The organism is Affinirhizobium capsici (assembly GCF_977018625.1).
In genome coordinates this window covers 822,490-847,567 of record NZ_CDRNXD010000004.1, presented here as the reverse complement: position 1 = coordinate 847,567, position 25,078 = coordinate 822,490, and the positions used below count along the sequence as shown (strand labels likewise).

At 54.8% G+C, this 25,078-nt stretch carries 28 protein-coding genes and 3 tRNA genes; 4 read left to right on the top strand and 27 right to left on the bottom strand.

The features are described 5' to 3' along the window. Positions 1-245 precede the first annotated feature (245 nt). The 11 genes from rplL to AC0JZ1_RS07430 form a co-directional block, all read right to left on the bottom strand. Positions 246-623: a 50S ribosomal protein L7/L12 gene (gene rplL / locus AC0JZ1_RS07480; protein ID WP_471881782.1), complete on the bottom strand. Its 378-nt coding sequence runs from the start codon at positions 621-623 to the stop codon at positions 246-248. A 60-nt stretch (positions 624-683) separates the two neighbouring features. After that, complete coding sequence (rplJ, locus tag AC0JZ1_RS07475) at positions 684-1,202, bottom strand: 50S ribosomal protein L10 (protein ID WP_471883381.1); 519 nt, start codon at positions 1,200-1,202, stop codon at positions 684-686. Between the two features lie 349 nt (positions 1,203-1,551). Further along, a complete protein-coding gene (rplA, locus tag AC0JZ1_RS07470) occupies positions 1,552-2,244 on the bottom strand; it encodes a 50S ribosomal protein L1 (protein WP_471881781.1) in 693 nt (230 codons plus the stop codon). A 2-nt stretch (positions 2,245-2,246) separates the two neighbouring features. Then, on the bottom strand, positions 2,247-2,678 hold the full coding sequence (gene rplK, locus AC0JZ1_RS07465) for a 50S ribosomal protein L11 (protein WP_471881780.1): 432 nt from the start codon (positions 2,676-2,678) through the stop codon (positions 2,247-2,249). Between the two features lie 134 nt (positions 2,679-2,812). After that, positions 2,813-3,343: a transcription termination/antitermination protein NusG gene (gene nusG, locus AC0JZ1_RS07460; protein ID WP_377400835.1), complete on the bottom strand. Its 531-nt coding sequence runs from the start codon at positions 3,341-3,343 to the stop codon at positions 2,813-2,815. A 16-nt stretch (positions 3,344-3,359) separates the two neighbouring features. Then, positions 3,360-3,560, bottom strand: a complete 201-nt coding sequence (gene secE, locus AC0JZ1_RS07455) for a preprotein translocase subunit SecE (RefSeq protein WP_471881779.1) — start codon at positions 3,558-3,560, stop codon at positions 3,360-3,362. Positions 3,561-3,745: 185 nt separating this feature from the next. After that, a tRNA-Trp gene (locus tag AC0JZ1_RS07450) sits at positions 3,746-3,821 on the bottom strand. Between the two features lie 173 nt (positions 3,822-3,994). After that, complete coding sequence (locus AC0JZ1_RS07445) at positions 3,995-4,768, bottom strand: glycosyltransferase family 2 protein (RefSeq protein WP_471881778.1); 774 nt, start codon at positions 4,766-4,768, stop codon at positions 3,995-3,997. 176 nt (positions 4,769-4,944) lie between these two features. Continuing rightward, positions 4,945-6,120 (bottom strand): elongation factor Tu, encoded by a 1,176-nt coding sequence (gene tuf / locus AC0JZ1_RS07440; RefSeq protein ID WP_471881777.1) that lies wholly within the window; start codon positions 6,118-6,120, stop codon positions 4,945-4,947. Positions 6,121-6,297: 177 nt separating this feature from the next. After that, positions 6,298-6,371: transfer RNA gene (locus tag AC0JZ1_RS07435), tRNA-Gly, on the bottom strand. Positions 6,372-6,398: 27 nt separating this feature from the next. Continuing rightward, a tRNA-Tyr gene (locus AC0JZ1_RS07430) sits at positions 6,399-6,483 on the bottom strand. 193 nt (positions 6,484-6,676) lie between these two features. On the opposite strand from AC0JZ1_RS07430, the gene AC0JZ1_RS07425 reads away from it, so the two are divergent. After that, a complete protein-coding gene (locus AC0JZ1_RS07425; RefSeq protein ID WP_471881776.1) occupies positions 6,677-7,552 on the top strand; it encodes a TrmH family RNA methyltransferase in 876 nt (291 codons plus the stop codon). A gap of 16 nt (positions 7,553-7,568) precedes the next feature. Here AC0JZ1_RS07425 and AC0JZ1_RS07420 read toward each other — a convergent pair whose 3' ends face one another. The 14 genes from AC0JZ1_RS07420 to AC0JZ1_RS07355 all read right to left on the bottom strand — a co-directional run bounded on the left by AC0JZ1_RS07420 (position 7,569) and on the right by AC0JZ1_RS07355 (position 19,869). Next, positions 7,569-7,970, bottom strand: a complete 402-nt coding sequence (locus tag AC0JZ1_RS07420; protein ID WP_471881775.1) for a response regulator — start codon at positions 7,968-7,970, stop codon at positions 7,569-7,571. Positions 7,971-8,039: 69 nt separating this feature from the next. Continuing rightward, complete coding sequence (locus AC0JZ1_RS07415) at positions 8,040-9,101, bottom strand: HD domain-containing phosphohydrolase (RefSeq protein WP_471881774.1); 1,062 nt, start codon at positions 9,099-9,101, stop codon at positions 8,040-8,042. Between the two features lie 12 nt (positions 9,102-9,113). Beyond that, on the bottom strand, positions 9,114-11,339 hold the full coding sequence (locus tag AC0JZ1_RS07410; RefSeq protein ID WP_471881773.1) for an ATP-binding protein: 2,226 nt from the start codon (positions 11,337-11,339) through the stop codon (positions 9,114-9,116). Beyond that, positions 11,336-11,833 (bottom strand): putative pterin-binding protein, encoded by a 498-nt coding sequence (locus AC0JZ1_RS07405; RefSeq protein ID WP_471881772.1) that lies wholly within the window; start codon positions 11,831-11,833, stop codon positions 11,336-11,338. The genes AC0JZ1_RS07410 and AC0JZ1_RS07405 overlap by 4 nt, the downstream gene beginning before the upstream one ends. Positions 11,834-11,992: 159 nt before the next feature. Continuing rightward, positions 11,993-12,454 carry a chemotaxis protein CheW gene (locus tag AC0JZ1_RS07400; protein WP_471881771.1) on the bottom strand — a complete coding sequence of 154 codons (462 nt, stop codon included), beginning with the start codon at positions 12,452-12,454 and terminating at the stop codon, positions 11,993-11,995. A 462-nt stretch (positions 12,455-12,916) separates the two neighbouring features. Next, on the bottom strand, positions 12,917-13,282 hold the full coding sequence (locus tag AC0JZ1_RS07395) for a DUF2155 domain-containing protein (RefSeq protein ID WP_471883380.1): 366 nt from the start codon (positions 13,280-13,282) through the stop codon (positions 12,917-12,919). A 142-nt stretch (positions 13,283-13,424) separates the two neighbouring features. Beyond that, on the bottom strand, positions 13,425-13,823 hold the full coding sequence (locus tag AC0JZ1_RS07390; protein ID WP_471881770.1) for an NADH:ubiquinone oxidoreductase subunit NDUFA12: 399 nt from the start codon (positions 13,821-13,823) through the stop codon (positions 13,425-13,427). 98 nt (positions 13,824-13,921) lie between these two features. Continuing rightward, the gene (locus tag AC0JZ1_RS07385) at positions 13,922-14,389 is read right to left on the bottom strand and encodes a GNAT family N-acetyltransferase (RefSeq protein WP_471881769.1); all 468 of its coding nucleotides are present in this window, start codon (positions 14,387-14,389) and stop codon (positions 13,922-13,924) included. Between the two features lie 24 nt (positions 14,390-14,413). Further along, positions 14,414-14,914 (bottom strand): GNAT family N-acetyltransferase, encoded by a 501-nt coding sequence (locus tag AC0JZ1_RS07380; protein WP_471881768.1) that lies wholly within the window; start codon positions 14,912-14,914, stop codon positions 14,414-14,416. A gap of 28 nt (positions 14,915-14,942) precedes the next feature. Beyond that, positions 14,943-16,445 (bottom strand): Asp-tRNA(Asn)/Glu-tRNA(Gln) amidotransferase subunit GatB, encoded by a 1,503-nt coding sequence (gene gatB / locus AC0JZ1_RS07375; protein ID WP_471881767.1) that lies wholly within the window; start codon positions 16,443-16,445, stop codon positions 14,943-14,945. Positions 16,446-16,550: 105 nt separating this feature from the next. After that, positions 16,551-17,057, bottom strand: a complete 507-nt coding sequence (locus tag AC0JZ1_RS07370; protein WP_471881766.1) for a GNAT family N-acetyltransferase — start codon at positions 17,055-17,057, stop codon at positions 16,551-16,553. A 160-nt stretch (positions 17,058-17,217) separates the two neighbouring features. Then, positions 17,218-18,699 (bottom strand): Asp-tRNA(Asn)/Glu-tRNA(Gln) amidotransferase subunit GatA, encoded by a 1,482-nt coding sequence (gene gatA, locus AC0JZ1_RS07365; protein ID WP_471881765.1) that lies wholly within the window; start codon positions 18,697-18,699, stop codon positions 17,218-17,220. A 60-nt stretch (positions 18,700-18,759) separates the two neighbouring features. Next, positions 18,760-19,047 carry an Asp-tRNA(Asn)/Glu-tRNA(Gln) amidotransferase subunit GatC gene (gene gatC / locus AC0JZ1_RS07360; RefSeq protein WP_471881764.1) on the bottom strand — a complete coding sequence of 96 codons (288 nt, stop codon included), beginning with the start codon at positions 19,045-19,047 and terminating at the stop codon, positions 18,760-18,762. A 117-nt stretch (positions 19,048-19,164) separates the two neighbouring features. Further along, on the bottom strand, positions 19,165-19,869 hold the full coding sequence (locus AC0JZ1_RS07355; protein ID WP_471881763.1) for a metal-dependent hydrolase: 705 nt from the start codon (positions 19,867-19,869) through the stop codon (positions 19,165-19,167). A gap of 128 nt (positions 19,870-19,997) precedes the next feature. Here AC0JZ1_RS07355 and ruvX point away from each other — a divergent pair, with 128 nt between their 5' ends. Next, positions 19,998-20,486, top strand: coding sequence for a Holliday junction resolvase RuvX (gene ruvX / locus AC0JZ1_RS07350; RefSeq protein ID WP_471881762.1), 489 nt, complete (start codon positions 19,998-20,000; stop codon positions 20,484-20,486). Here the strand turns inward: ruvX and AC0JZ1_RS07345 are convergent. Both AC0JZ1_RS07345 and AC0JZ1_RS07340 read right to left on the bottom strand, forming a co-directional pair. Then, complete coding sequence (locus AC0JZ1_RS07345) at positions 20,429-20,755, bottom strand: DUF6105 family protein (RefSeq protein WP_471881761.1); 327 nt, start codon at positions 20,753-20,755, stop codon at positions 20,429-20,431. The genes ruvX and AC0JZ1_RS07345 overlap by 58 nt on opposite strands. A gap of 300 nt (positions 20,756-21,055) precedes the next feature. Then, the gene (locus AC0JZ1_RS07340; RefSeq protein WP_471881760.1) at positions 21,056-22,708 is read right to left on the bottom strand and encodes an acyl-CoA dehydrogenase family protein; all 1,653 of its coding nucleotides are present in this window, start codon (positions 22,706-22,708) and stop codon (positions 21,056-21,058) included. 123 nt (positions 22,709-22,831) lie between these two features. Between AC0JZ1_RS07340 and AC0JZ1_RS07335 the strand changes: the two genes are divergently transcribed. Together AC0JZ1_RS07335 and AC0JZ1_RS07330 are read left to right on the top strand one after the other, a co-directional pair. After that, positions 22,832-23,788, top strand: a complete 957-nt coding sequence (locus AC0JZ1_RS07335; RefSeq protein WP_471881759.1) for an aspartate carbamoyltransferase catalytic subunit — start codon at positions 22,832-22,834, stop codon at positions 23,786-23,788. After that, positions 23,785-25,077 carry a dihydroorotase gene (locus tag AC0JZ1_RS07330; RefSeq protein ID WP_471881758.1) on the top strand — a complete coding sequence of 431 codons (1,293 nt, stop codon included), beginning with the start codon at positions 23,785-23,787 and terminating at the stop codon, positions 25,075-25,077. Before AC0JZ1_RS07335 ends, AC0JZ1_RS07330 begins: the two co-directional genes overlap by 4 nt. The last annotated feature ends 1 nt before the right edge of the window (position 25,078 follow it).

The window sequence follows — 25,078 nt, the reverse complement described above, 5'->3', positions numbered from 1 at the left end:
CAAAAAATGCATCCGGGCCTGCAACGGACGGGACTCGCTGGCCAATCGGCCCCGTCGATAAATGGGTGGATCAATCTCGTTTCTATTTTCGTCCCACCGGCCGGATTGCCGCATGCGACGAAATGAAACTATCCTCTTGAAGAACCCATTACCCAAAAACCGTTTCACCGGTTTTTGGGTAATCAGTTCAGAGAAACAGGTAATGAGAGAGGGCAGAACTGCCCTCTCTCACCAAAGTTTCAGAATTACTTGACGTCAACCTTGGCGCCAGCGTCTTCAAGCTTCTTCTTGATGTCGGCAGCTTCGCCCTTGGAGACGGCTTCCTTGACAGCCTTCGGAGCGCCTTCAACGAGGTCCTTGGCTTCCTTGAGGCCGAGGCCGGTGATGCCACGAACTTCCTTGATGACGTTGATCTTGTTGGCGCCAGCGTCAACCAGGATTACGTCGAATTCGGTCTTTTCTTCTTCAGCAGGAGCTGCAGCGCCGCCGCCAGCAGCAGCAGCAACAGCTACAGGAGCAGCTGCAGAAACGCCCCACTTTTCTTCGAGCATCTTGGAAAGCTCAGCAGCTTCCAGAACGGTCAGAGCAGAGAGGTCTTCAACGATCTTAGCGAGATCAGCCATTGTGATAATTCCTTATGTGTTCGGTTCGAACTGGTTTGTTTGTTACAGCGAAAAACCGCCTCAAGCGGCTTCGTCCTTCTTTGCGTAGGCCGCAAATACGCGAGCAAGCTGACCTGCTGGTGCCTGAACGACGCCTGCGATGCGAGTTGCCGGGGTCTGAATCATACCCAGCAGCTTTGCGCGCAGTTCGTCCAGCGAAGGCAGGGTCGCAAGCGACTTGACGCCTTCCGCGTTAAGCGTGGTCGAACCCATGGTGCCGCCGATAACAACGAGCTTGTCGTTGGTCTTGGCGAAATCCATGACGACCTTCGGAGCCGTAATTGGGTCGGCGCTGTATGCAATCAGCGTCTGGCCCTTGAAGAGATCGATCATCCCTTCCGACTCCGTGCCCTGAAGAGCGATCTTGGCCAGACGGTTCTTCGCGACTTTGACGGTGCCGCCAGCAGCGCGCATTTTCGAACGGAAGTCGTTCATTTGCGCAACTGTGACACCAGCATAGTGGGCCACGACAACCGAACCGGAAGCCTTGAAGACTTCGTTCAGTTCCGTGACGAATTCGCGTTTTTCCGCTCTTTCCACTGTCTGTCTCCAGTTGACAGGACCGATCATGGGATCGGAACCTGCCGGGTTGCCTTTGCCACAAGGAACCTTTTCAAAAAAAGATCCCAAGCAGCGCTCGAGGATCCTGTCCCCCTGCACGCAGAACCCAAAGGAACTTGCGGCCAAGGCACATCAGGTTCGAACCGGAACCCTCAGGGGCGCATCACGCGCGCCTGTCGATAATCCAGATCTTACCCGTCTCATGCAGGTCATACGATTAAGGTCGAAACCACCCGCAATCTCGGACAGGAATGTCAGGTCACCCTGACATTTTCGGGCCCAAAGGCCCGAAAACATTGCTGAAGGGGCATACCCGCCCCTTCGAAACTTACAGAACCGTTGACGGCTCTACACGCACACCTGGACCCATGGTCGAGGAGAGAGCGACGCGCTTGACGTAGTTGCCCTTGGCGCCAGCTGGCTTTGCCTTGACGACGGCGTCTGCGAAAGCCTTGATGTTTTCTTCCAGAGCCTTGGCGTCGAAGGAAGCCTTGCCGATGCCGGCATGGATAATACCAGCCTTCTCGACGCGAAACTCAACAGCGCCGCCCTTGGAAGCCTTCACCGCACCGGTTACGTCCATGGTGACCGTACCGACCTTAGGGTTCGGCATCATGCCACGAGGGCCGAGAACCTTACCGAGACGACCGACGAGAGGCATCATGTCAGGAGTAGCGATGCAACGATCAAAATCGATCTTGCCGCCCTGAACGATTTCCAGCAGATCTTCTGCGCCAACGATGTCAGCGCCAGCGGCCTTGGCTTCATCAGCCTTGGCACCACGTGCGAAAACAGCAACGCGAACATCACGGCCAGTGCCGTTCGGCAGATTCACAACACCGCGAACCATCTGGTCAGCATGGCGGGGATCAACACCGAGGTTCATGGCAATTTCGATGGTTTCATCGAACTTAGCCGTTGCACGCTCTTTAACGAGCGAAATAGCATCCGTAAGAGCGACCAACTTTGTTGGGTCGATGCCTTCACGAGTTTTCTGAATACGCTTTGCAACCTTGGCCATGATCAACCTACCACTTCCAGGCCCATGGAGCGGGCAGAGCCCTCAACCATCAGCATTGCGCCTTCGATATCAGCGGCATTCAGATCCTTCATCTTGGCTTCAGCGATCGCACGGACCTGAGCCTTGGTGATGGTGCCAGCCTTAGACCCCTTACCGGGCGTCTTGGAACCGGACTGAATCTTTGCTTCCTTCTTCAGCCAGTAGGTAACCGGCGGCTGCTTCATCGCGAAGGTGAAGGACTTATCCTGGTAATAGGTAATGACGACCGGGATCGGCATACCCTTTTCCATTTCCTGCGTAGCAGCGTTAAACGCCTTGCAGAATTCCATGATATTAATGCCACGCTGACCAAGCGCAGGACCAATTGGCGGGGACGGGTTAGCGGACCCTGCCTTGACCTGAAGCTTGAGCTGGCCTGCAACTTTCTTAGCCATTTCTCTGCCTTTCGTTACGACCGGTTACCCGATCAAATTGCCGATCAAATCGGCGGCTGCGGTTGCGTGGTTAGGACTTTTGTTGCCCGGCTACAGGCACCCTCCTCCCACGCGACGGGATCTCTCCCGATTGATCAGACCTTTTCGACCTGACCGTATTCAAGCTCAACAGGCGTAGCACGACCAAAGATCGACACCTCCACCTTCAGGCGTGAACGCTCTTCATCCACATCCTGAACAACGCCGTTGAACGACGCAAACGGGCCATCAGATACACGAACCTGCTCACCAATCTCGAACGAGATGGAAGACTTAGGACGTTCAACACCTTCCTGGACCTGACCGAGAATGCGCTCTGCTTCATGGTCCGGAATCGGTACAGGGCGATTGTCGGAACCCAGAAAGCCCGTGACCTTCGGTGTATTCTTGATCAGATGATAAGCCTCGTCCGTCAGGTTCGCACGAACCAAAACATAGCCCGGGAAGAACTTGCGTTCGCTATCGACCTTGCGACCACGACGAACCTCAACCACCTTCTCTGTAGGTACCAGAATTTTCTCGAAAAGATGCTCCAGCCCCTTCTGGCGAGCCTTCTCCTCAATCGATTCCGCAACCTTCTTCTCAAAATTCGAATAAGCGTGGACGATGTACCAACGTGCCGCCATCTTCATCTCCACAAATTCAAGCGCCAACCGTCAGCACAAGGCCAATGAGCCAACCAATAAGCTGATCTGCCGCAAAAAAGAAAAGAGCAGCAAAAACAACCATTACAAGAACCATGGCCGTGGAGATCATCGTCTCACGACGAGATGGCCAAGTTACTTTCGCCGTCTCTGCCCGCACCTGCTGGAGAAACGTAAATGGATTCGTTTTGGATGCCATATCTGCCCACGCAATTACGGCACGTAAAGCTGACACTATTCAGCCCCACGCACCGCGTGTCTGTTTGAACCCTACATAAACGCCATATTCACCCCTGACAAGGGGAAAAACAGCAATCATCTATGTTACCGACAAGGTCAGCGCAGTCAGATAAAATCCAATCCAGCTGCACTCAACAAGCGGGATGGCAGGGGCAGAGGGGCTCGAACCCCCGACCTGCGGTTTTGGAGACCGCCGCTCTACCAACTGAGCTATACCCCTAAATCCCGCCTTCTGAGGTTGCCCTCATCAAGCATGGCGCTGCTTTAAAATGGTCCAGGAGGATTGGCAAGCCCCTTTTACAGCCTGTGCAGGTTTTTCTGTCTCAGCATGTCAAATATGCGGCCGATGACATGTAATTAGCAGGAATGCCGAGAGCCAGCGCTCAGGCGTTACTACTTTTCGAGCCTGCGGCGGCGCTTGCGGTGCTCGATTCGACGACCAATTGAGGTCTTCCACTTCCTTAGGGTCGCCAGTGAAAAGAGCCTTCGAATGCTTTCCACACTACCACCGAGACCGCTTCTCCGTTTCCGCGCAAAATTGCTGTGGCCAAAGCCAAGATGGGTAATGCCTGTGCCTTCCAACCAGGCAAGAACAGCGCCTTGATCTTTGTAATAGAGACTGAGAGCCACTTCCCCATGAAAGCCAGAATAGCCACGGGGGAGCTTACGATAATCCTCCAAACGCTTGATCGTGGGATTGAAAGTAAAACTGTACCACGTACGATGCGCTGTCGCATCGACCCGGCGGAAGGGTGCAGGCTGCAGTAGACGCGGTAGTTTGGCAAAATCACGCGGCATGTCCGAATCGGTGCGCAACAAGACCATGAATATGTCAGAGCAGTTTTCTATGACTGCCATGCCTTTTTCAATGACACCCCCAACCGGAAACTGCCAATCGTCCTCCAAGTGAAGAATATAGGGGGTGTGAACTTCAGCATACGCCTTATCGATTGAGCGATGCTGTCCGAGGTTCTCGCAATTGACAATAATACGAATCGGCTGGTCAGGAAAAAGGGTAGCCAGTTCCCGCACCTGCTCCTGATCCGAGTCTTCAATGATGATAAATTCATGGATGGGATATGTATTGGTTGCAAAGAAGCTTTCCAGTGTCTTTGCGAGCAAATCATGACGGCGGCAACTGGTGAGGACAACTGTAAGGTTTGACATCTGAAATCCTTCAAGAATGTTACCGACTACGCAGCCGCTATGCGCGCCGAGATTTGCGCAAGCAAACTGTTTTATAATGCCGCTTCATTTGCAGGCATAAAAAAAGACCCGGACGAACTCAATCATCCGGATCTTCTAAAAAACGGCGAGGGATTTCTCCCTCGCCTTTTATGTCATTACTCGACGATGGAGGCGACGATGCCGGCGCCAACCGTACGACCGCCTTCGCGGATAGCGAAACGCAGCTTTTCTTCCATAGCGATCGGAACGATCAGCTCGACGTCAACGGTAACGTTGTCGCCTGGCATAACCATTTCCGTGCCTTCCGGAAGCGTAACGATACCCGTCACGTCCGTCGTGCGGAAGTAGAACTGAGGACGGTAGTTGGTGAAGAACGGCGTATGACGGCCGCCTTCTTCCTTCGTCAGGATGTAGGCTTCAGCCTTGAACTTCTTGTGCGGCTTGACAGAACCTGGCTTGCAGAGAATCTGACCACGCTCAACGCCGTCACGGTTCACACCGCGAACCAGTGCGCCGATGTTGTCGCCAGCCTGGCCCTGATCGAGCAGCTTGCGGAACATTTCAACGCCCGTAACAGTCGTCTTGGAGGTAGCGCGAATGCCGACGATCTCGACTTCTTCACCAACCTTCACGATACCACGCTCAACGCGGCCCGTTACAACCGTACCACGGCCAGAGATCGAGAACACGTCTTCAATCGGCATCAGGAACGGCTGGTCGATCGGACGCTCAGGCGTCGGGATGTAGGCGTCAACCTGAGCCATCAGCTCGCGGATTGCGTCTTCACCGATCTTCTTGTCGGAATCTTCAAGAGCTGCAAGAGCAGAACCCTTGACGATCGGAATATCGTCGCCCGGGAAGTCGTAAGAAGACAGAAGTTCACGAACTTCCAGTTCTACGAGTTCGAGAAGCTCGGCGTCGTCAACCTGGTCAACCTTGTTGAGGAACACAACGATCGCAGGAACGCCAACCTGGCGAGCCAGAAGGATATGCTCGCGCGTCTGAGGCATCGGGCCGTCAGCTGCAGAGCAAACCAGGATCGCGCCGTCCATCTGTGCGGCACCCGTGATCATGTTCTTGACGTAGTCGGCGTGGCCGGGGCAGTCAACGTGAGCATAGTGACGGTTCGGCGTCTCATACTCAACGTGCGCCGTCGAAATCGTGATACCACGAGCCTTTTCTTCCGGTGCAGCGTCGATCTGGTCGTACGCCTTGAATTCACCGAAGTACTTCGTGATCGCTGCCGTCAGAGACGTCTTGCCATGGTCAACGTGGCCAATCGTGCCGATGTTCACATGCGGCTTATTACGCTCAAACTTGCTCTTTGCCATTGATGCTTCCTGTGATCAAAAGATTGGTCGATCCGCGCGTGCGGATTTGGTGACGCCGTTTAAGACTTTCCGGCTCGATGCGCAAGATATAAATGCGGGCGACGCCCGAGCCGGGGCAAGGTACCGCTCGTCGTTGGTAAACTAGTGTACGAGCTTGGTAATCTGGATGGATTAAATTGGAGCGGGTAGCGGGAATCGAACCCGCGTATTCAGCTTGGAAGGCTGCTGCTCTACCATTGAGCTATACCCGCGGGGGCTTGTTCGATCATGGAGCAGAATGGTGGAGGGAGTTGGATTTGAACCAACGTAGGCTGAGCCAACGGATTTACAGTCCGTCCCCTTTAACCACTCGGGCATCCCTCCAGTATTCCGTCCGGATCGAAGTCCAAGCTTGTGAACCGCTTCGTGTTTTGCAGTCACGGCGGCTATATGACTGTGAGATTGGCTGCTGTCAACACGGCCTCAAACGAAAATTTTGGGAAAATTCAATTCTGTTCTTCCGCCTGTGGATTATCGTGGGGCTTTCGCCCGCCAGCGCCTGTGGCTATAAGGCAGCATGAGCAAGGATAACACCAAAGATAGATCCGCCCGCGACACGCACTACGCCACTTTGCGTAGACAGGTACGCGATGCGAAGCGCGAACGTGGCGAAATTCCAACGCCGACCCTTCAACGCAAGCGAAAGGGTTCAGGAGATTGGTCGCCGCCCCAACTGGCGCCAGAGCAGGTGTTCTTGTATGGCCTTCATACCGTACGCGCCGCCCTTGCGAACCCTGCCCGTCAGCTGGTCCGCCTGTCTGTCACTCAGAATGCTTTTGCGCGCTTGGACATTGCACAGCCAGAGGCCTTACCCTGCCCTGTAGATTTCGTCTCACCACAAGATATAGAAAAAATCCTGGGGCCTGAGGCTATCCATCAAGGGGTCATGCTGGAGACGCGCCCCCTGCCCGTGCGGCGGCTGAATGCCCTCAAGGATAGCCCTCTGATTCTCGTACTGGATCAGGTGACTGACCCTCACAATGTCGGCGCCATCATGCGTTCTGCGGTGGCATTTAATGCCGGAGCGCTCATTACGACCCAACGGCACAGTCCCACAGAATCAGGCGTACTGGCCAAGTCCGCGTCAGGTGCTCTGGAGATGATCCCCTATATTCAGATCACAAATCTCGCTGACGCAATCAACGAACTGCACGAACTGGGCTTCCAGACAATTGGGCTTGATTCGGAAGGTCCACAACCACTGGAAGGCACTTTTTCCGGCAGCAAGATTGCTTTGGTGCTTGGTTCTGAAGGAAAAGGCCTCCGGCAGAAAACGCGCGATACGGTGAATGCTCTCGCGAGATTGGATATGCCTGGGGAGATCAAGTCCCTCAACGTTTCCAACGCCGCTGCCATTGCTCTCTACGCTGCAGGACTTCACCTGAAGCGTTGAAGCTTCGCGAGTTCGGTTAGTGTTGGGGGAATGCGCGGAAACGCTCGGGCGGGAGGGTCTCATGCCCTGCCTTGATATCCGCTGCATATTGGATAGAGCCAATGAGCTCCAGATCAAATAGCGGCTTGGAAATGACACCGAGCGTACCCAGCACGCCCTCGCCCAACAGATCGGGATTAGCTGTCATGAAAACAACAGCTGCTCCGGATTCGGCGAGACGAGATCCGATCTGTGGTCCCGTAATGCCATCCTGCAGCTGAACATCGACCAATGCTATATCGCAGTCATCCACGTATCGCATCGCATCGGCTCTGTTGGCCGCAATGCCAACCACCTCATGCCCAAGCGCAAGCGCCGCATCTTCAATATGAAGCGCGATCAGTAACTGATCTTCAACGATCAAAATTCGATAGCTCATAGCCCTCTGCCCGTCATCCAGCGGTTGAAACGCCAGTTGGCTAGGATTGTTCCTTTCTTTTGCGTATCATTACGCTGCAACTTCGGGCATTGATGGGTCGCCTTCCAGCGGGGCTGTCATGATTTTGCGAATATCAGCAAGCGCCGATGTAAAAGCCGCCACTACCTTGGGATCAAATTGGCTTCCGCTTCGATCCTGAATATGGGCAATCGCGCGCTCAAGCGTCCAAGCATCCTTATAAGGTCTCGCCGTCGTCAGTGCATCGAAGCTATCGGCAACCGCCACGATTCTGCCTGCCAGCGGAATGTCATCGCCAGCCAGGCGCTGCGGATATCCCTGCCCATCCCACCGCTCATGGTGCGCACCAGCAATTTCAGCCGCTAACTGCAGAAGGCTGGATCTTGACTGACCCAAGATATGGCTGCCGATGGAGGTATGTACCTGCATCTGCTCTCGTTCGGTCTCTGTATAGGAACCACGCTTGAGCAACACTGCATCTGGTATTCCCACCTTGCCGATATCGTGCATGGGAGCAGCAAGCCTGATATCCGCGCAAATGTCATCCGGAAAACCGTAGGCTCGCGCGATTGCTTCTGAGTAAGCGCCCACCCGCAATGTGTGCATGGCGGTTTCAGGATCTTTATAGCTTGCAGCCAGTGTGAGGCGATAGATGATCTCCTTTTCGCGTTCCCGCAATTCTGTGACAACCTTTTCCACTTCGTTACGCAGCCAATCAGCGCGTTCTGCAAGCTGGTTACGGGCATTGGTAAGCGCAACAAGGTTGCGGATACGTGCCTGAAACTCCATAGGATTGATTGGTTTCGTGAGGAAATCGATCGCGCCGGCGTTCAGCGCGGTCATTCTCGTCGCAGTATCATCGTCGGCCGTGACCACCACGAAGGGTTTGTCGCGATATTTATCAAAGCGACGGATCTCGACGAGGAGATCGACCCCATTATAAACGGGCATCTGAAAATCGATGACGCCGATATCAAAATCCAAAGCCGGCATCGATTGCAATACTTCTTCCGGGCTGGAAAAGCCTATGGCCGCACAGCCTTCGACAGTAGAAACGAGCTTTTTTAAAAGAACAAGATTTGTCTTGTTGTCGTCAACTACGAGAATATTCATGTTTACCCTCTTTTAGGCAGCCAAAGCTGTTCGCGCAGCAAGTACAGTTTCTGATAGATGCTCAATATCGGCTGCCGTGGGTTCTTTTTGCCGAAGTGATTGTGCAAAGTCTGCAAGTTCCGCTAGTCCGATATTGGATGCCGCTCCCTTTAGATTGTGCAGAAGCGAGTCAAAATTCTCTTTACGCCCATTCGCTAATGCATCATTTAGGCTAAAAAGTACCTGTGATGCATCGTCGAAAAACGCATCCAACAACTCCTGAAATGCTTCCGGCCCGAGAATGTCTTCAATTTCCTGACGTCTTGCGCTGACCGGGTCTTGCGCCGCCGCAGACGATTGATGTTGGGAAACCTCACCACCGCGCTCAAGGACAGGCACTTCATCGCGATGCGGAACTGGCACCGTTCGTTCGATCAAGCTGGCGAGAACGGCAAGCGTGATCGGTTTCGACTGGAAGCCGTTCATGCCTGCTTTTTCACAGGCATCCCGATCCTGATCAGAAGCATTGGCCGTCAAGGCAATGATTGGCGTCGTCTGCGCGGGACCGGCCTCAGAACGCAAGGTGAGAGTTGCCTCAATCCCATCCATCACGGGCATCTGCATATCCATCAGAATGAGGTCGAATTGCTCCTGGCGCGCCCGCTGAACCGCCGCCTCGCCGTGATCGACTATGGTGACGTCCTGACCCAGATGCGTGAGATAACCGAGAATTACCTGTTGGTTGATCTTATTGTCTTCAGCCACAAGGATCTTCAGACGACGAGTCACATGCTGAGAATGCGAGTGCTTAACTGTTTCGGCGGTACCTTCTCTAGCCTGCTCGACAGGGATTTCGAACCAAAACAAGCTGCCAAAACCCGGCACACTATCGACGCCTATGCGTCCACCAAATCGATCAATAATTTCCTTGCAAATGGTAAGGCCAAGGCCAGTGCCACCATATTTGCGGCTGATACTCGAATCGACCTGGGAGAACGGCCGAAAGAGTTTATCGCGGCCTTCCTCACTGATTCCGATGCCGGTATCCTGAACCTCGACACGCAGCCAAACCTGCTCTCTCCGCAAGAGTTGACGCATCCGCAATGTCACAGTGCCATCATGCGTAAATTTTACGGCATTGCTCATGAGATTGAGTATGACCTGGCGTAGACGAGTAGGGTCTGATTGAACCCATTGAGCACGCCAGCGATCAGGTAAATCGACCTCAATCCTGTTCTTCCCCTCAACGGCGCGTCCGCGCATCATTTCGGCAGAGCTTTCCGCAAGGTTCTGGAGGTCAACCGCGCGGGATTCGAGCTCCAGCTTTCCGTGCTCAATCTTTGCGAAATCTAGAATCTCATTGATCACATCAAGCAAGGCTTCGCCGGACCTGCGAATCGTCACGATTTTAGAAAGCGTATTTTGCGGCGGACGGTCGAGTTCAATTAGTTCCACCATTCCGAGGATGGCATTCAGCGGCGTGCGTATCTCATGCCCCATGGTGGCCATGAACTGAGATTTTGCCCGGTTGCCAGCTTCCGCGGCCTGATAGGAAACGGTCAGCTCTTTGGCCATGGCTTCCAGGCTCACACCCGCAGCCTGCACGGTGCGCAGCTGACGGCGTAGAGTAACAATGAGAAAAGCGACCGATACCACCAACAATCCGATGATGATCATCGCATTGCGTTGCAAACGCTCAATCTCGAGGCGACCCTTGGCTCTTTCCATACTTGTCGTACTGTTCGTATAAATGAGCAAATCACCGGTCGTGGTTGAAAGCTCCTTCATCTTGCCGATGACGCTTTTAATGGCGGCGTCCGAGGGTAGGCTTCCAGCAGCGATTACATCGAAGGTGGGCTGGGCGCTTTCCACAATATCCTGCACCAGCTTCAACTTCTGGCGCACCTCGTCATCGAGAGAGAAGCTCTCTTCGAACTTTGATTTCGTCAGGATTGCCAGTCGCGAGTAGATAATATCGTAGCGAAGGGAGGAATCCTGCAAACTCGCCAATGTAAATTGCCCAGAAAGAGCAGAGGCCTCCAAGCCGCGCCGCAATTCGTTGGCTTCACGATCTAACTGATAGACAGACCACATAGCATTTTCGCGCACAGCGTCCTGCAGACTGCTTTGCCGGTTCGAGATGTCAAAATAGATAGAAACGAGACCAGCAAGAAGTAGAACAGCAAATATCTGAAGCGCGGCAGTCGTTCGGCTCGCACGCCTCAAAATATCTCCACCGAATGGCTCATTCTTTATCACGGCTTTACCTCGATCTCCTTGATCTGCCAAACGGACCGAGAGAAATATTTCTCATTATACAATGCCGGATCTTTATCGAATGGATAGATAAGAAATAATGGCCCCTTATCTCTCACAGACATCAACTTTCCGTTTTGGTGTGTTGCAAGTATGGTGTCGAGCTTATCGACGTCCTCCATCGGCACTTCAGCAAAGTAATCATTGAGCGCGCGAACGAGAAGTTTACTACCCTTCGCACCAGAGGCTTCCAAAATGGCTCTCACCAACGGACCGGAGAAACTGGTATCGCCTTCCGTCCATGGCGTGCGCATGGTTGCTTGTCTGCCTGGAAGTTGATCAAGCATCGCAAGGTCAAACTGCGCATCCTTGCCAGCATTGGCTTGGGTGATATTACCCTTGATGGTTAGGATAACTGGCCCTTTTGGAGCGTCCAGAGCGAAAGCCGAAGGTGCGATGAAAATGATTGCTGCAGTCAAAAAGCTGAAGAGTCTCATGCTCGAAAGTCCCTCGCGATCTAGAACGCGTCCAGAAAGTGCGTTATCGCCTTTGCAGCCAGACGCCGTAACACCAAGTGGTTAGTGCATTTCTGCGCATCCCGCTCTGAGGCGAAATGCTTTAAGCGTGGGCGCCCCTGTGACGAGATGGTCGGCTGCTCACGCCGCTTCCGGAATTTGATCATTTTCGAACAAACGCTCCAGATTAAGGAAGCAAATCATCCCGTCGTCGTGGGTGAGGATGCCGTCACAGTAACGGCTATCGAAGGAATGGAAGACCTGTGGAACAGGCTGAAGCTGGTCTGCCGGGACGGTCAGCATGTCTGTGACGTGGTCGACAATAAGGCCCATGACCGTCGGCCCAGCCTCCGCCACAACAATTGCGCTGCGTTCAGTTCGCTCTGCTGGCATCATACCCAGTCGTCTTGCCAGATCGATCGTCGGGATCACATTGCCGCGCAGGTTAATGACACCGACCATAAAGTCTGGCGCATTCGGCACAGGCATTGATGGCCCCCATCCGCGAATTTCGCGAACGGCTGTTGTTCGGATGCAGAAATTCTGCTCACCGAGCCGAAAAGCGATAATCTCAAGCGAGTTCGCGCTGTTTGCAGAAGCCATGGAAAATCCCCGTTTATCCGGTTTGCTCATACGCGCGATATCTAACGAACGGCGTTTGAGAGCTGAGTTCTAGTGCCGGAGGAGCGCCATAGTGTCGGCGAAGGGATTTGCGCCCGTTTGTGACCTGCGATACGAATTGCAATTGCCGGATCGGCCATGCCGCCAGCACTTTAACGTTTCATCCGGTCGGGACCGCGTTCATTTCGGTGGAGATGCTACCGCATCGCCCGATATCCCAATTCTAGGCGAAACGCCCTAAGGGACATTGAAGGCGATGATTCAATTTGCTCATATTCCCATTTTCCAGCCTCACAGCCAGGAAAATGAACAAGGATGAAACATCCTATGCTGTCGCAACAACCCTGCGATATGCTGCACCTTGCCGCAACTATTTTTACCAATGATGCAATCGACTCGCTCATCCGGCAATAAGCATTGTGGTCTGTTCAGCTTTGCGTTGTCTTACTTCTTGGCGGGAGGCGGCACATCGGATTTTTGTTTGCAGCCAGTCAACCATACATCATAAATCGGGTGCTCAAGAGCATTGAGACCAGGGCTATCGGCAAACATCCAACCAGTAAAAATGCGGCGGATTTTCCGATCGAGAGTAATCTCATCCACTTCCACGAAGCCGTCGATCTTCTGTGCCTCGGTATCGTCGCGGGAATAGCAAGCTTTCGGCGTCACCTGCAAAGCGCCGTACTGCACGGTTTCATTGACGTAAACATCGAAGCGCGTGATACGCCCGGTGATTTTGTCGATACCTGAAAATTCGGCCACCGGGTTCTCTATACGGGCAGCCTCAACGGGACTTGAGATCGCTGTCATGGCGCAAACAGCCGTCGCAAGTAGTACCGCGCGAAAACCTGCAAGATGCATGGGATGAATCACCTTGAAACAAATGGTCCCGATCAATGTCGGGACCAAGTGGCGTTAGCCGGGAAATGTGGCGTGAAAGCGGAGCTTCCGCTTACGAACCTGGCGTCCAAGCATCGTAATCGCCCGTCACACGCGGGCGTTCGCCCGTCGCATCCAGCGAACCCTTGGGGCGGTAGGCAAAAGGCGTCCCCGTGAGATTCTCGTGGTGCGGCTTTTGCCACTCACGCACAACATAGCTTTCTTTGCTCGGCGGCACATCGGTGCGGTAATGCATCCATCCATGCCAGCCAGCCGGAATAGCGGAGGCTTCAGCATAGCCTTTGTAGATGACCCAGCGACGCGGCAAGCCAAAGGAGGTCATACCACCTTCGTAATACACGTTGCCGAATTCGTCTTCACCAACACGCTTGCCATTGCGCCACGTAAAGAAGCGCGTTCCAAGCGTCTGGCCATTCCACCAGGTGAAGATTTGAAGGAGGAGATTCTTCATGTTTTTCCAACGTCCTCGCGAGAGACAAGGAATGTTTCCTTATCCCGCTTATGCAATCTCGGCTCACGAATGTCCAGTCTTTGCAGGCTGAACCACCATTATTTGAGGTGCTTTCTAAAGCCGATGTAGTCGGCTGAAAAGCCTGCTTTCTCATAAAAGCTTCGGATCTCTTCCCGGTCTGCCCGATGCGTGATCTGCACCAACCGGCATTCTCGTCGTTTCGCCTCGGCCACAGCAAAATCCAGAAGCTTCAGCCCAATGCCCTGCCGTCTCACATCAGGGCGTGTATGCACCGCTTCGATGATGCCAGTAAGACCACCCCGCCCCCTTAATGTGCGCAAAAAGGCAAGCTGGAAACTGGCAACCACCTCACCTTCCAATTCTGCAACATAGATGTATTCGTTGAGAGATTGATCGATGACGTGGAAGGCACGAAGGTAATCGCTGAAGGCGTCTTCATGACTGGTATCGCCGTGACCTCCAAGATCATCCTGCTCGAAAAGAGCGATGAGCTGCGGCAGATCCTCTTCCCTTGCGCGGCGAATTGAAACCGTGGCTTCCGTCATTCGAACCTCCCTTGGGGCAAGCCCCTATTGCGCGAGCGGCTTCTCCATAATGACGGCCTCAATGCCGCTTTCAGTTCCGCCGCAGTTCTTCGTACGGTCAACCTCGATAAAGCCGAGCCGCGAATAGAAGGAGATTGCGCGTTCGTTGGCGGCATCAACCTCCAACCGCAAAATTTCAGCATCGGGGAAACAGGTTTCCAGCTCCGCGAATATATCGCGTCCGATGCCTTCGCCCTGACATCCCGGACGCACGTAAAGCTGATGCAGAATGGCGGTCTTGGTCATGGTTGGAGACATCGACGCAAAGCCCATGCCGCCAAGCTGCTTGCCATTATCGGCAACCAGATACTCGCCATCCTTCTTGCTGATGTTTGCACGAATGGATTCTGGCCGATGCAGTTGCTCGGCTAGCTGCGCGATTTTATCGGCACCATGCGGGTCATCATAGGTCGCGTGCCACGTCTCGATAAGCAGAGCGCGAAGCGCCTCCACGTCCCGGTCACTGGCTGTCCTGACGAAATACATGGCACTCTCCTGCTACCGCCTCGGCAGCTTACTCCTCAAGACCCAGCTTGGACTTGACCAGCGCCTGAACCGCCTGAGGGTTAGCCTTACCGCCCGTTGCCTTCATAACCTGGCCGACGAACCAACCTGCAAGCGTCGGCTTGGCCTGAACCTTCGCAACCTGATCGGGGTTGGCAGCGATAATGTCATCCACAGCCTTCTCGATAGCGCCGGTATCCGTCACCTGTTTCATGCCGCGGCTTTCGACGACTTCTGCAGGATCGCCACCCTCGTTCCAGATGATTTCGAAAAGATCCTTGGCAATCTTGCCGGAAATGGTTTCCGCCTTGATGAGGTCGATAATGCCTCCGAGTTGCGCCGGAGAAACGGGCGTTTCCTCGATACCCTTGCCGGCCTTATTCAATGCGCCCAGCAGATCGTTGATGACCCAGTTGGCAGCAGTCTTGCCATCACGACCTTCCGCAACTGCTTCGAAGTAATCTGCGATGGACTTTTCCGAAACGAGAACGGAGGCATCGTAAACCGAGAGACCAAGTTCACTCACAAAGCGAGCCTTCTTGTCGTCCGGCAGTTCTGGCAGATCGACTTTCAGCGCTTCTACGAAAGCATCGTCGAACTCCAAAGGCAGCAGATCGGGGTCCGGGAAATAACGGTAATCATGCGCATCTTCCTTGGAGCGCATGGAACGCGTCTCGCCCTTGTTCGGGTCAAACAGGCGCGTTTCCTGGTCGATGCTACCGCCTTCTTCGAGAATCGCAATCTGACGACGCGCTTCGTACTCGATAGCCTGACCGATAAAGCGAATGGAGTTGACGTTCTTGATTTCGCAACGCGTGCCGAAGGGTTCGCCAACACGACGAACAGAAACGTTCACGTCGGCGCGCATAGAGCCTTCGTCCATGTTGCCATCGCAGGTGCCGAGATAGCGCACGATGGAGCGCAGCTTTGTCATGTAGGCTTTTGCCTCATCTGACGAGCGCATGTCCGGTTTGGAAACAATTTCCATGAGTGCGACGCCGGAGCGGTTCAGGTCGACATAGGACATCGTGGGGTGCTGGTCGTGCATGGATTTGCCAGCATCCTGTTCAAGGTGCAGGCGCTCAATCCCGATCTCAATGTCTTCGAAATTGCCCTGACGATCCGGGCCGAGCGAAATCACGATCTTGCCTTCGCCGACGATTGGGTCCTTGAACTGCGAGATCTGATAGCCCTGAGGCAGATCGGGATAAAAATAGTTCTTACGGTCAAAGATGGAGCGGTTGTTAATCTGTGCCTTGAGGCCAAGCCCCGTGCGAACCGCCTGCTTAACGCATTCTTCGTTGATCACCGGCAGCATGCCGGGCATGGCCGCATCGACCAGAGAAACATTCGAGTTGGGTGCTTTGCCGAAAGCGGTCGAAGCGCCCGAAAACAGCTTCGAGTTCGATAGAACCTGCGCATGCACCTCCATACCGATAATGACTTCCCAATCGCCGGTAGCACCGGGAATCAGGCGTTTCGGATCAGGCGTGCGAACATCGACAATGGTCATCTCAAATGGCTCTTCATGCTGTCGTTTGGTTGAACGTCAGGTAGAACAAATGGCGAGGCGGCGCAAGCTTTTGACCACTCAAGCAACGGAACTGATGAACGACAGCTAGAATTCCGCGCCATAGGCTTTGGTCGAGGTCTCCAATTCCTTCGTCATACCGACCGATTGAACATCCTGATCAAGCTTTGGCGCATAAGCGATGGAGAGCCAGTGGATGCGATAGCCATTCTTCTCAAAGAAGCTGACAGCATCTGTGTTATGGGCATGTGTTTCCAGCTGGATGGACGGGAAGCCGCTATGGCGCACCTCTTCCTCTTCCGCTTCCAGCAGTGCCGAGCCCAGCCCTCGCCGCTGATGCAGTGGGTCGATCCAGAAATCGGTAAGCTTGTCATCCAGTGCTTCGCGGGAGGCCCAGCCAGCCGCCACGCCGTCATCTTCCACCACGGTGATCTTCAACCAGGATGACCGGACGAAATCAGAAAAAGCACGCGCCGCATTTTCCTGCAACTCATCGCTCGCGCCAATAGGCCCGACCGCCTGTGCCCAGGCGCGCAAACCAATATTCGTGAGAATGGCAATCTCATCTTCGCGCGCATTACGGATGTGGTGCATGGTGTTCCCCGGGGTCGGAGAAACTAGAACACCAGTGCGAAATTATTCCAAGTCGCTTTGCTTTGATAGAGCAGCTTTAACGTGAATAATTCACGGAAAAGGCAAACAAAAAAGAAACCGGCCTCTTGGACCGGCTCTCACTCTGTTTAGCGGGGATGTCTTACCACCACTTCTTCGGCGTAAACTTGCCTGCGGCCTGTTCGATAACATGGGCAGTCTTGAACAGTGTGTCTTCCTCAAAGGGCTTGCCAATGAGTTGCAGTCCAAGAGGAAGCCCCTTGTGGTCCAATCCAGCAGGAACGGAAAGGCCAGGCAGGCCCGCCATGTTGACAGTGATGGTGAAAACGTCCTGCAAATACATTTTCACAGGGTCCGCAGCCAATTCCTTATCGCCAATGGCAAATGCGGACGATGGGGTGATCGGTGCAAGGATTGCATCCACGCCAGCGTGGAATGCGTCCTCGAAATCCCGCTTGATCAGCGTGCGCACCTTTTGCGCCTTCAGGTAATATGCATCGTAATAACCGGCGGAAAGGACATAGGTGCCCACCATGATGCGGCGCTGAACTTCCTTTCCGAAGCCCGCTGCACGGCTCTTCTCATACATGTCAGCGATATCCTTGCCGTCCACGCGCAAGCCGTAACGCACACCATCATAGCGGGCGAGGTTCGACGAAGCTTCGGCAGGAGCAACGATGTAATAGGCCGGCAGAGCATATTTCGTGTGTGGCAGCGAAATCTCAACGACCTCCGCACCGGCATCCTTCAGCCACTGAACACCCTGATCCCAGAGCTTTGCAATTTCTTCAGGCAGGCCTTCGATGCGATATTCCTTCGGAATACCAATCTTCATGCCCTTGATCGATTGACCAAGAGAAGCCTCGTAATCCGGCACAGGCAGATCGACAGAGGTCGTATCCTTCTTATCGACGCTTGCCATTTCCTTCAGAAGGATAGCCGCATCGCGAACATCGCGTGCAATGGGACCGGCCTGATCAAGCGAGGATGCGTAGGCAACAATGCCCCAGCGCGAGCAGCGGCCATAGGTCGGCTTGATACCAACCGTACCTGTGAAAGCCGCCGGCTGGCGAATGGAGCCACCCGTGTCCGTAGCCGTCGCACCGGCGCATAGATGCGCGGCAACAGCTGCAGCAGAACCGCCGGATGAGCCGCCTGGAACAAGCTTTTCATCAGAACCTTCTGCCTTCCAAGGGTTTACGGCAGGTCCGTAATAGGAATTCTCGTTGGAGGAGCCCATGGCGAACTCATCCATGTTGAGCTTGCCCAACATTACGGCGCCCGCGTTCCAGAGATTTTCCGTGACCGTCGATTCGTATTTCGGCTTGAAGCCATCTAAAATGTGGCTGCAAGCCTGCGTGTGAATGTCACGGGTAGCGAAAAGATCTTTCACACCAAGCGGAATGCCTTCCAGAGCACCGCCCTTACCGTCAGCCAAGCGCGCATCGGACGCTTTCGCCATCTCGCGCGCCTTTTCCGGCGTTGCCGTGACATAGGCATTGAGTGCACCGTTGGCGGCATCGATAGCCGAGATGTAGGCTTCGGTCAGTTCGACCGCAGTGAATTCACGCGCCTTCAGCTTTTCGCGCGCTTCGGAAATGGTCAGGCTGGTCAGTTCGGTCATGGTTATCTCGGGCTCGTTCGCAGATGCAGGGGAAGGTTGGCGCAGCGGTCAACTCGCGGCTTATTCAACAACCTTGGGCACCAGGAAGAAATTCTGGTCGGAGTTCGGCGCATTCGCCACAATGTCTGCGGCCTTGTCCCCATCACTCACCACATCTTCGCGCTTACGCATGGTGATGGGCGTCACGGAGGTCATAGGCTCAACGCCGGACACATCCACCTCGGACAGCTGCTCAACAAAGCCGAGAATGCCATTCAATTCCCCGGTCATACGCTCCAACTCTTCATCGGAAACAGCGATGCGGGAAAGGCGCGCAACGCGCTTTACGGTGGCAATATCAACGGACATGGGACTTCTCCGGATGGAATTTCCTCCCGCTATAATGTCCGCGTGTCTCCTTCGCAACGGTTTTGGCAGCAAGATCTCCGAAAGAGGCGGCAGCGTGTGCCGCCTCTCGAGGTAAACTTAGATGCTGAGCGTCACGCCCACCTTCGGCGTCTCAACGCGAGTCTTCAAGCCTTCCATGCCTTTCACGAACTTATCCGGCGTTTGATCAATGATCGGGAAAGAGCCGTAATGGCAGGGAATTGCATGCTTGAAATCAAAGAATCGTTGGCAGGCGAGCGCTGCGACGGCACCGCCCATGGTGAAGCGGTCGCCAATCGGAACGAGGCCGATATCCGGCTGATGCAACTCATTGATCAAGCCCATATCGGTGAAAATATCGGTGTCGCCCATGTGGAGAAGCGAAGCTTCACCTTCAAAATGCATCATCAGGCCATTGGCATTACCGAGCGCATGCGAAACGCCATCTTCTGTAATTTGTGCGGATGAGTGCAGAGCCTGTGTGAAGGTGGCGGTGAAGCTGCCAAAGTTTACAGTACCGCCAGTATTGCCCATTTCCAGCTTCGAAACGCCCTTTGAACCCAACCAAGCGGCCAGATCGGCATTTGCAAGCACCACGGCACCGGTTTCCTGTGCGAGGGCAATCGTGTCGCCCACATGATCTCCGTGACCGTGGGTGAGAAGGATATGAGTTATTCCCTCCGCCACATCTTTACGGTCCTGATCCGCGAACGAGGGATTTCCGCTGAAAAAGGGATCTATCAAAATTTTTGCGTTGGCCGTCTCAATACGGAAGGCCGCGTGGCCAAGCCAAGTGATCTTCATGGAAAATCTCCTTGTTCGTGTTAGGGAGGGGTAACGATCCCGGAAGGATCATTCGTTGCGGGTGTTATGCCGTGGCATAATACGCAACAAGATGACAGCCGGATTATGTTCGATGAAAGGGTGCCGCATTGGCAAGTTTGACGATAGAGGAATTGAGCGGAGTTCTGCTGCCAGGTCAACCGGTTGCTGGACTGGATCTTGGCACGAAAACCATTGGCCTTTCGATTTCTGATATTGGACGGCGTTTTTCCTCACCGCGCCCCGTGCTCAAACGAACGAAGTTTACACAGGATGCAGAAGTGCTTCTCGCCTTCGCGCAGAAAGAGCGCATCGCAGCCTTTATCATCGGTTTGCCCATGAATATGGACGGGTCAGCGGGTCCACGCGTTCAGGCAACACGGGCATTCGTGCGAAGCATGAGTGAGAAGACGGATATCCCGTTTATTTATTGGGATGAACGTCTTTCGACAGTCGCGGCTGAACGGGCCCTGCTTGAGATGGATGTGTCACGCGCCAAGCGTGCCGAGCGAATTGATTCGGCTGCGGCAAGCTTCATTCTTCAAGGCGCGCTGGATAGGCTCGCGTCCTTGGCGAGATCAGATACTGGCGAACCATAACGGTTGCGAAACCAGGCGAGGATCTGGCGCCTTTTTCTCAACGCAATGATGCCCATCACAATCAGGCTATCCACAGCAATTGCACGCGCCACCAAGGGCGGAAGCTTTTCAGGCGCGATGCCCAGAATATTGCCGTAGATTTCAAAAACAAGGTCATGCGTCTGGCGCGTGAGCATGAAGAAACCAAAGCTCATGTCATGCAGGGACAGGAAGTACCAGGCACCCAAAAGCGCAACCGGACCTGCCCACAGAATCAGAAACCACTTCATGCGGCCTCCCCTTCCATTCCCGGCAATCCTGCCGGTGCGATGAGCCAGCGCATGAGAGCCATAATGCTCAATGCAAATGCTGGCACGGTGATATCGAGCGCCAAAACCGCAAAGAAGCCGAGCGCTGTGAAGAGTAACCCAAAATTGTAAAATCGGTTTCCAATCACGTTCGGTCCACAAGGAATTGGTTAACAAAGCGTTAACAGCAACCTAGGCCTCAGGGCCCAAAACGCAATGAAAAGCCCGCGTTATGGTTAACGCGGGCTGTGGGTAGAACCAAACGGGGAATGAATACAGCGATCAGTGGGTCGCAGGATAAAGCAGATCAACGATGTAGGCGGCGTCGAAGCGGGAATCGAGCATTCCGTAGGTAGCGCGCCAGCCACCGGCCAATCTGGTTTCCACGAATGCATCGGCTATCTTTCCTGCGCCAAGGCGAAAGAGCTCCGCCGCGCCCGCAGCCAGCGCCAGTTGCTCCACCAACAGCCGCGCTGCACCCTCATCGCGTTCGGCAAGCGCCATGGCGGCACGAAGCACATCCGTCGTCTTGCGCCCACTCGGTCCAAGATCGCGCTCAATGCCGGATAGGACCGATTCGAACAGGTCACGCCCACGACTCAAGACCCGCAGCACATCCAGCGCCATCACATTGCCGGAACCTTCCCAGATCGCATTGACCGGAGCCTCCCGGTAATGGCGGGCCAACGGCCGCTCCTCAACGTAGCCATTGCCGCCCAGGCATTCCATCGCCTCGTAGATCAAGGGCGGAGCCATCTTGCAGACCCAGTATTTGATGACTGGTGTCATCACGCGAGCGAAGGCGGCATCCTGAGGGTTGGTGCTGGCTTTATCGAAGGCTTCCGCCAGACGATAGGAAAGAGCGGTGGCCGCGGCCACATCCAGCGCCATATCCGCCAGCACACGCGTCATCAACGGTTGGTCGATAAGGTTTTTGCCGAAGACACTACGCCCCCGGCAATGATGCACCGCTTCAGCAAGAGAGGCGCGCATGATACCTGCGCTCGCCAACGCACAATCCAGGCGCGTGAGCGTCACCATATCGAGGATTGTACGAATGCCAGCGCCGGGTTCACCCAGAAGATAGCCAAACGCATCGTGAAACTCGACCTCGGAGGAAGCATTGGAACGGTTGCCAAGCTTATCCTTCAGCCGCTGAAGCTGGAGGCCATTCGGCGTACCATCTTCCAGCAAGCGTGGAACGAGGAAGCAGCCAATCCCCTCATTGGTTCGTGCAAGCATGACAAACGCATCGCTCATAGGCGCGGACATGAACCACTTGTGGCCCGAAAGGCGGTAGACGCCCTCACCCACTCGTTCCGCAATGGAGCGGTTGGCACGCACATCCGTGCCGCCCTGCTTCTCCGTCATGCCCATGCCAACGGTGATCGCGCTCTTTTGCTGCGCCGGTCTGTTGGACGAATCATATTTGCGCGAAAGGATCCGCGGAGCCCATTCCTTCTGTACGCGCGGCGATGCCATCATCGCAGCGACGGATGCACTGGTCATCGTCAACGGACAAAGATGGCCGCATTCCAGCTGAGAGGTCAGGTAGAACCGCGCAGCTCTGGCCCGATGCTGATTGTTGCGCGCTTCCGGTGCATTTTCCCAAATCGAGGAATGAAGCCCGGAAGACATCGACCGCCGCATCATAGCGTGCCAAGCCGGGTGAAACTCCACGATATCCAGCCGCTCACCGCGTGGCCCGTGCGTTTTGAGCTTCGGCGGGTTCTCATTGGCCATACGGGCCAACTCCTGCGCTTCCGGCGACGTCACGTAACGGCCCAGCGCATCAAATTCCTCGCGCAATGCACGATGCAGCCCAGCCGTCAAATCCACCATCAGGGGATCTGTGCGATAGGCGTTGATACCGGACCAGAGGCTTGGCTGGTTCAGCTCGTTATGATTGTCGTCGGTCCGGGTCATCTGATTCATGGGCTGCTTCTAATCCAATTCCGACAAAATTGCATGGGGATCAGAAAATCTCCAGCCAAGCATGTGCTTGCCCGCAGAGCCCTGTATCTCTATAGACCCCGTAAACAAGCGGAGGATGTTTTCGTGGTCTTCTTTCCCCACCGCCATCTCCTCGGGATCAAGGGCCTGACCGAGCAGGATATCACGTTCCTTCTCGACAAAGCCGACGAGGCGGTCAAGATCAGCCGTCAAAGAGAAAAGAAAACATCGACCTTGCGGGGTCTCACGCAGATCAATCTTTTCTTTGAAGCCTCAACGCGCACACAATCCTCATTCGAACTGGCAGGAAAGCGCCTTGGCGCAGATGTCATGAATATGTCGGTGGGCAATTCGTCGGTCAAAAAGGGCGAAACGCTCATCGATACGGCCATGACGCTCAATGCCATGCGCCCGGATGTGCTTGTCATTCGCCATTCTTCCGCCGGTGCTGCAGCCCTTCTCGCACAAAAAGTGGCCTGCTCCGTGGTGAATGCCGGTGATGGCCAGCATGAACACCCGACCCAGGCACTTCTTGACGCACTGACCATTCGCCGCGCCAAGGGCAAACTGTCCCGAATCATCGTGGCGATCTGTGGCGATGTTCTGCACTCCCGCGTGGCGCGATCCAATATCCTGCTGCTGAACGCCATGGGTGCGCGCGTCCGCGTCGTTGCGCCCTCCACTCTACTGCCATCCGGCATTGCGCAGATGGGTGTCGAGGTGTTCCATTCCATGGAAGAAGGTCTCAAGGATGCCGATGTGGTGATGATGCTGCGCCTTCAGCGTGAGCGCATGTCCGGCTCCTTCGTGCCTTCGGTGCGGGAATATTTCCATTTTTACGGGCTCGACTCTGAAAAGTTGAAGGCAGCGAAGGAAGATGCGCTCGTCATGCATCCTGGTCCCATGAACCGCGGCGTCGAAATCGCTTCAGAAGTCGCAGACGGCCCGCAAAGCGTGATCGAAAGCCAGGTGGAGATGGGTGTAGCCGTACGCATGGCCGTTATGGAAGTGCTGCTGCTATCGCAAAATCAGGGTCCGAGAAGCGAGGGAGTGGGCGCATGAGCAAGCCGCTTGTTCTGAAGAATCTCCGGATTATCGATCCGTCACGCAATCTCGATGAAACCGGCACCATAATAATCGGTGAAGACGGTCGCATTCTCGCCGCCGGTGCCGATGGCCGAAATCAGGGTGTGCCGGAAGCGGCAGATGTTCGCGATTGCTCCGGCCTTGTTGGCGCACCGGGTCTGGTCGATGCACGCGTCTTCGTTGGAGAACCCGGCGCCGAGCATCGGGAAACGATCGAATCCGCAAGCCGCGCTGCCGCTGCCGGTGGCGTTACCAGCTTTATCATGATGCCGGACACCGATCCGGTACTCGATGACATCGCGCTTATTGAATTCGTCAAGAAGACCGCGCGCGACAAGGCAATCGTCAACGTTCACCCGGCAGCTGCTTTGACACGCGGCTTGAAGGGTGAGGAAATGACGGAAATCGGCCTGTTGCGGGATGCAGGTGCCGTCGCTTTCACACAAGGAAGGCATGCGCTGGCAGATACGCAGGTTCTTCGCCGCGCCATGACATATGCCCGTGAGTTTTCCGCCGTCGTTGCACTCGAAGCGCGAGACCCCTACCTCGCCGTCAATGGCGTGATGAACGAGGGGCTTTTCGCAAGCTGGCTCGGCCTTTCCGGTTCGCCGCGCGAGGCAGAACTCATTCCGCTGGAACGGGATTTGCGCATCGCTGGGCTTACCAAATCCGCTTACCACGCTGCGAAAATCTCTGTACCGGAATCGGCTGAAGCCATTCGCCTTGCCCGCGCCCGGGGCGTCAACGCAACATCGGCCATCTCCATCAACCATCTGTCGCTGAATGAAAACGACATTGGTGAGTATCGGTCCTTCTTCAAACTCACGCCGCCGCTGCGGACGGAGGATGATCGCCAAGCGATGGTGGATGCGCTTGCCGATGGGACGATCGACATCATCGTATCATCTCACGACCCTCAGGATGTGGACACCAAGCGGCTGCCTTTTGCCGATGCCGCTGATGGGGCAATCGGGTTGGAAACCATGTTGCCCGCTGCCTTGCGGCTTCATCATGCAGAGCGTGTCTCGCTCATGCGCCTGATCGATGCCATGTCCACGCGACCGGCTTCCATTTTCGGCCTTGAAGCCGGGACACTGAAGCCCGGCGCGAAAGCAGATATCGTGTTGATCGATCTGGATGAGCCCTGGATCGTGGCGAAAGAATCGCTTCTATCGAGATCAAAGAACACCCCTTTTGAGGATGCGCGCTTCAGCGGTCGGGCCATTGCCACCTATGTTGCCGGGCGTCTCGTCCATTCCGTTTGAG

Coding starts and splice junctions, on each gene's coding strand:
- AC0JZ1_RS07425 (WP_471881776.1), top strand. CDS start 6,677: ATGAGCAAGGATAACACCAAAGATAGATCCGCCCGCGACACGCACTAC.
- gatB (WP_471881767.1), bottom strand. CDS start 16,445: ATGACCATTGTCGATGTTCGCACGCCTGATCCGAAACGCCTGATTCCC.
- rplL (WP_471881782.1), bottom strand. CDS start 623: ATGGCTGATCTCGCTAAGATCGTTGAAGACCTCTCTGCTCTGACCGTT.
- AC0JZ1_RS07330 (WP_471881758.1), top strand. CDS start 23,785: ATGAGCAAGCCGCTTGTTCTGAAGAATCTCCGGATTATCGATCCGTCA.
- AC0JZ1_RS07390 (WP_471881770.1), bottom strand. CDS start 13,823: ATGAAGAATCTCCTCCTTCAAATCTTCACCTGGTGGAATGGCCAGACG.
- AC0JZ1_RS07395 (WP_471883380.1), bottom strand. CDS start 13,282: ATGACAGCGATCTCAAGTCCCGTTGAGGCTGCCCGTATAGAGAACCCG.
- AC0JZ1_RS07415 (WP_471881774.1), bottom strand. CDS start 9,101: ATGAATATTCTCGTAGTTGACGACAACAAGACAAATCTTGTTCTTTTA.
- AC0JZ1_RS07445 (WP_471881778.1), bottom strand. CDS start 4,768: ATGTCAAACCTTACAGTTGTCCTCACCAGTTGCCGCCGTCATGATTTG.
- AC0JZ1_RS07420 (WP_471881775.1), bottom strand. CDS start 7,970: ATGAGCTATCGAATTTTGATCGTTGAAGATCAGTTACTGATCGCGCTT.
- gatA (WP_471881765.1), bottom strand. CDS start 18,699: ATGACCGAACTGACCAGCCTGACCATTTCCGAAGCGCGCGAAAAGCTG.
- AC0JZ1_RS07370 (WP_471881766.1), bottom strand. CDS start 17,057: ATGCACCACATCCGTAATGCGCGCGAAGATGAGATTGCCATTCTCACG.
- AC0JZ1_RS07345 (WP_471881761.1), bottom strand. CDS start 20,755: ATGAAGTGGTTTCTGATTCTGTGGGCAGGTCCGGTTGCGCTTTTGGGT.
- AC0JZ1_RS07400 (WP_471881771.1), bottom strand. CDS start 12,454: ATGGCTTCTGCAAACAGCGCGAACTCGCTTGAGATTATCGCTTTTCGG.
- AC0JZ1_RS07355 (WP_471881763.1), bottom strand. CDS start 19,869: ATGAAGATCACTTGGCTTGGCCACGCGGCCTTCCGTATTGAGACGGCC.
- AC0JZ1_RS07340 (WP_471881760.1), bottom strand. CDS start 22,708: ATGAATCAGATGACCCGGACCGACGACAATCATAACGAGCTGAACCAG.
- rplA (WP_471881781.1), bottom strand. CDS start 2,244: ATGGCCAAGGTTGCAAAGCGTATTCAGAAAACTCGTGAAGGCATCGAC.
- AC0JZ1_RS07405 (WP_471881772.1), bottom strand. CDS start 11,833: ATGAGACTCTTCAGCTTTTTGACTGCAGCAATCATTTTCATCGCACCT.
- secE (WP_471881779.1), bottom strand. CDS start 3,560: ATGGCATCCAAAACGAATCCATTTACGTTTCTCCAGCAGGTGCGGGCA.
- AC0JZ1_RS07385 (WP_471881769.1), bottom strand. CDS start 14,389: ATGACGGAAGCCACGGTTTCAATTCGCCGCGCAAGGGAAGAGGATCTG.
- AC0JZ1_RS07380 (WP_471881768.1), bottom strand. CDS start 14,914: ATGTATTTCGTCAGGACAGCCAGTGACCGGGACGTGGAGGCGCTTCGC.
- tuf (WP_471881777.1), bottom strand. CDS start 6,120: ATGGCAAAGAGCAAGTTTGAGCGTAATAAGCCGCATGTGAACATCGGC.
- rplK (WP_471881780.1), bottom strand. CDS start 2,678: ATGGCTAAGAAAGTTGCAGGCCAGCTCAAGCTTCAGGTCAAGGCAGGG.
- nusG (WP_377400835.1), bottom strand. CDS start 3,343: ATGGCGGCACGTTGGTACATCGTCCACGCTTATTCGAATTTTGAGAAG.
- gatC (WP_471881764.1), bottom strand. CDS start 19,047: ATGTCCGTTGATATTGCCACCGTAAAGCGCGTTGCGCGCCTTTCCCGC.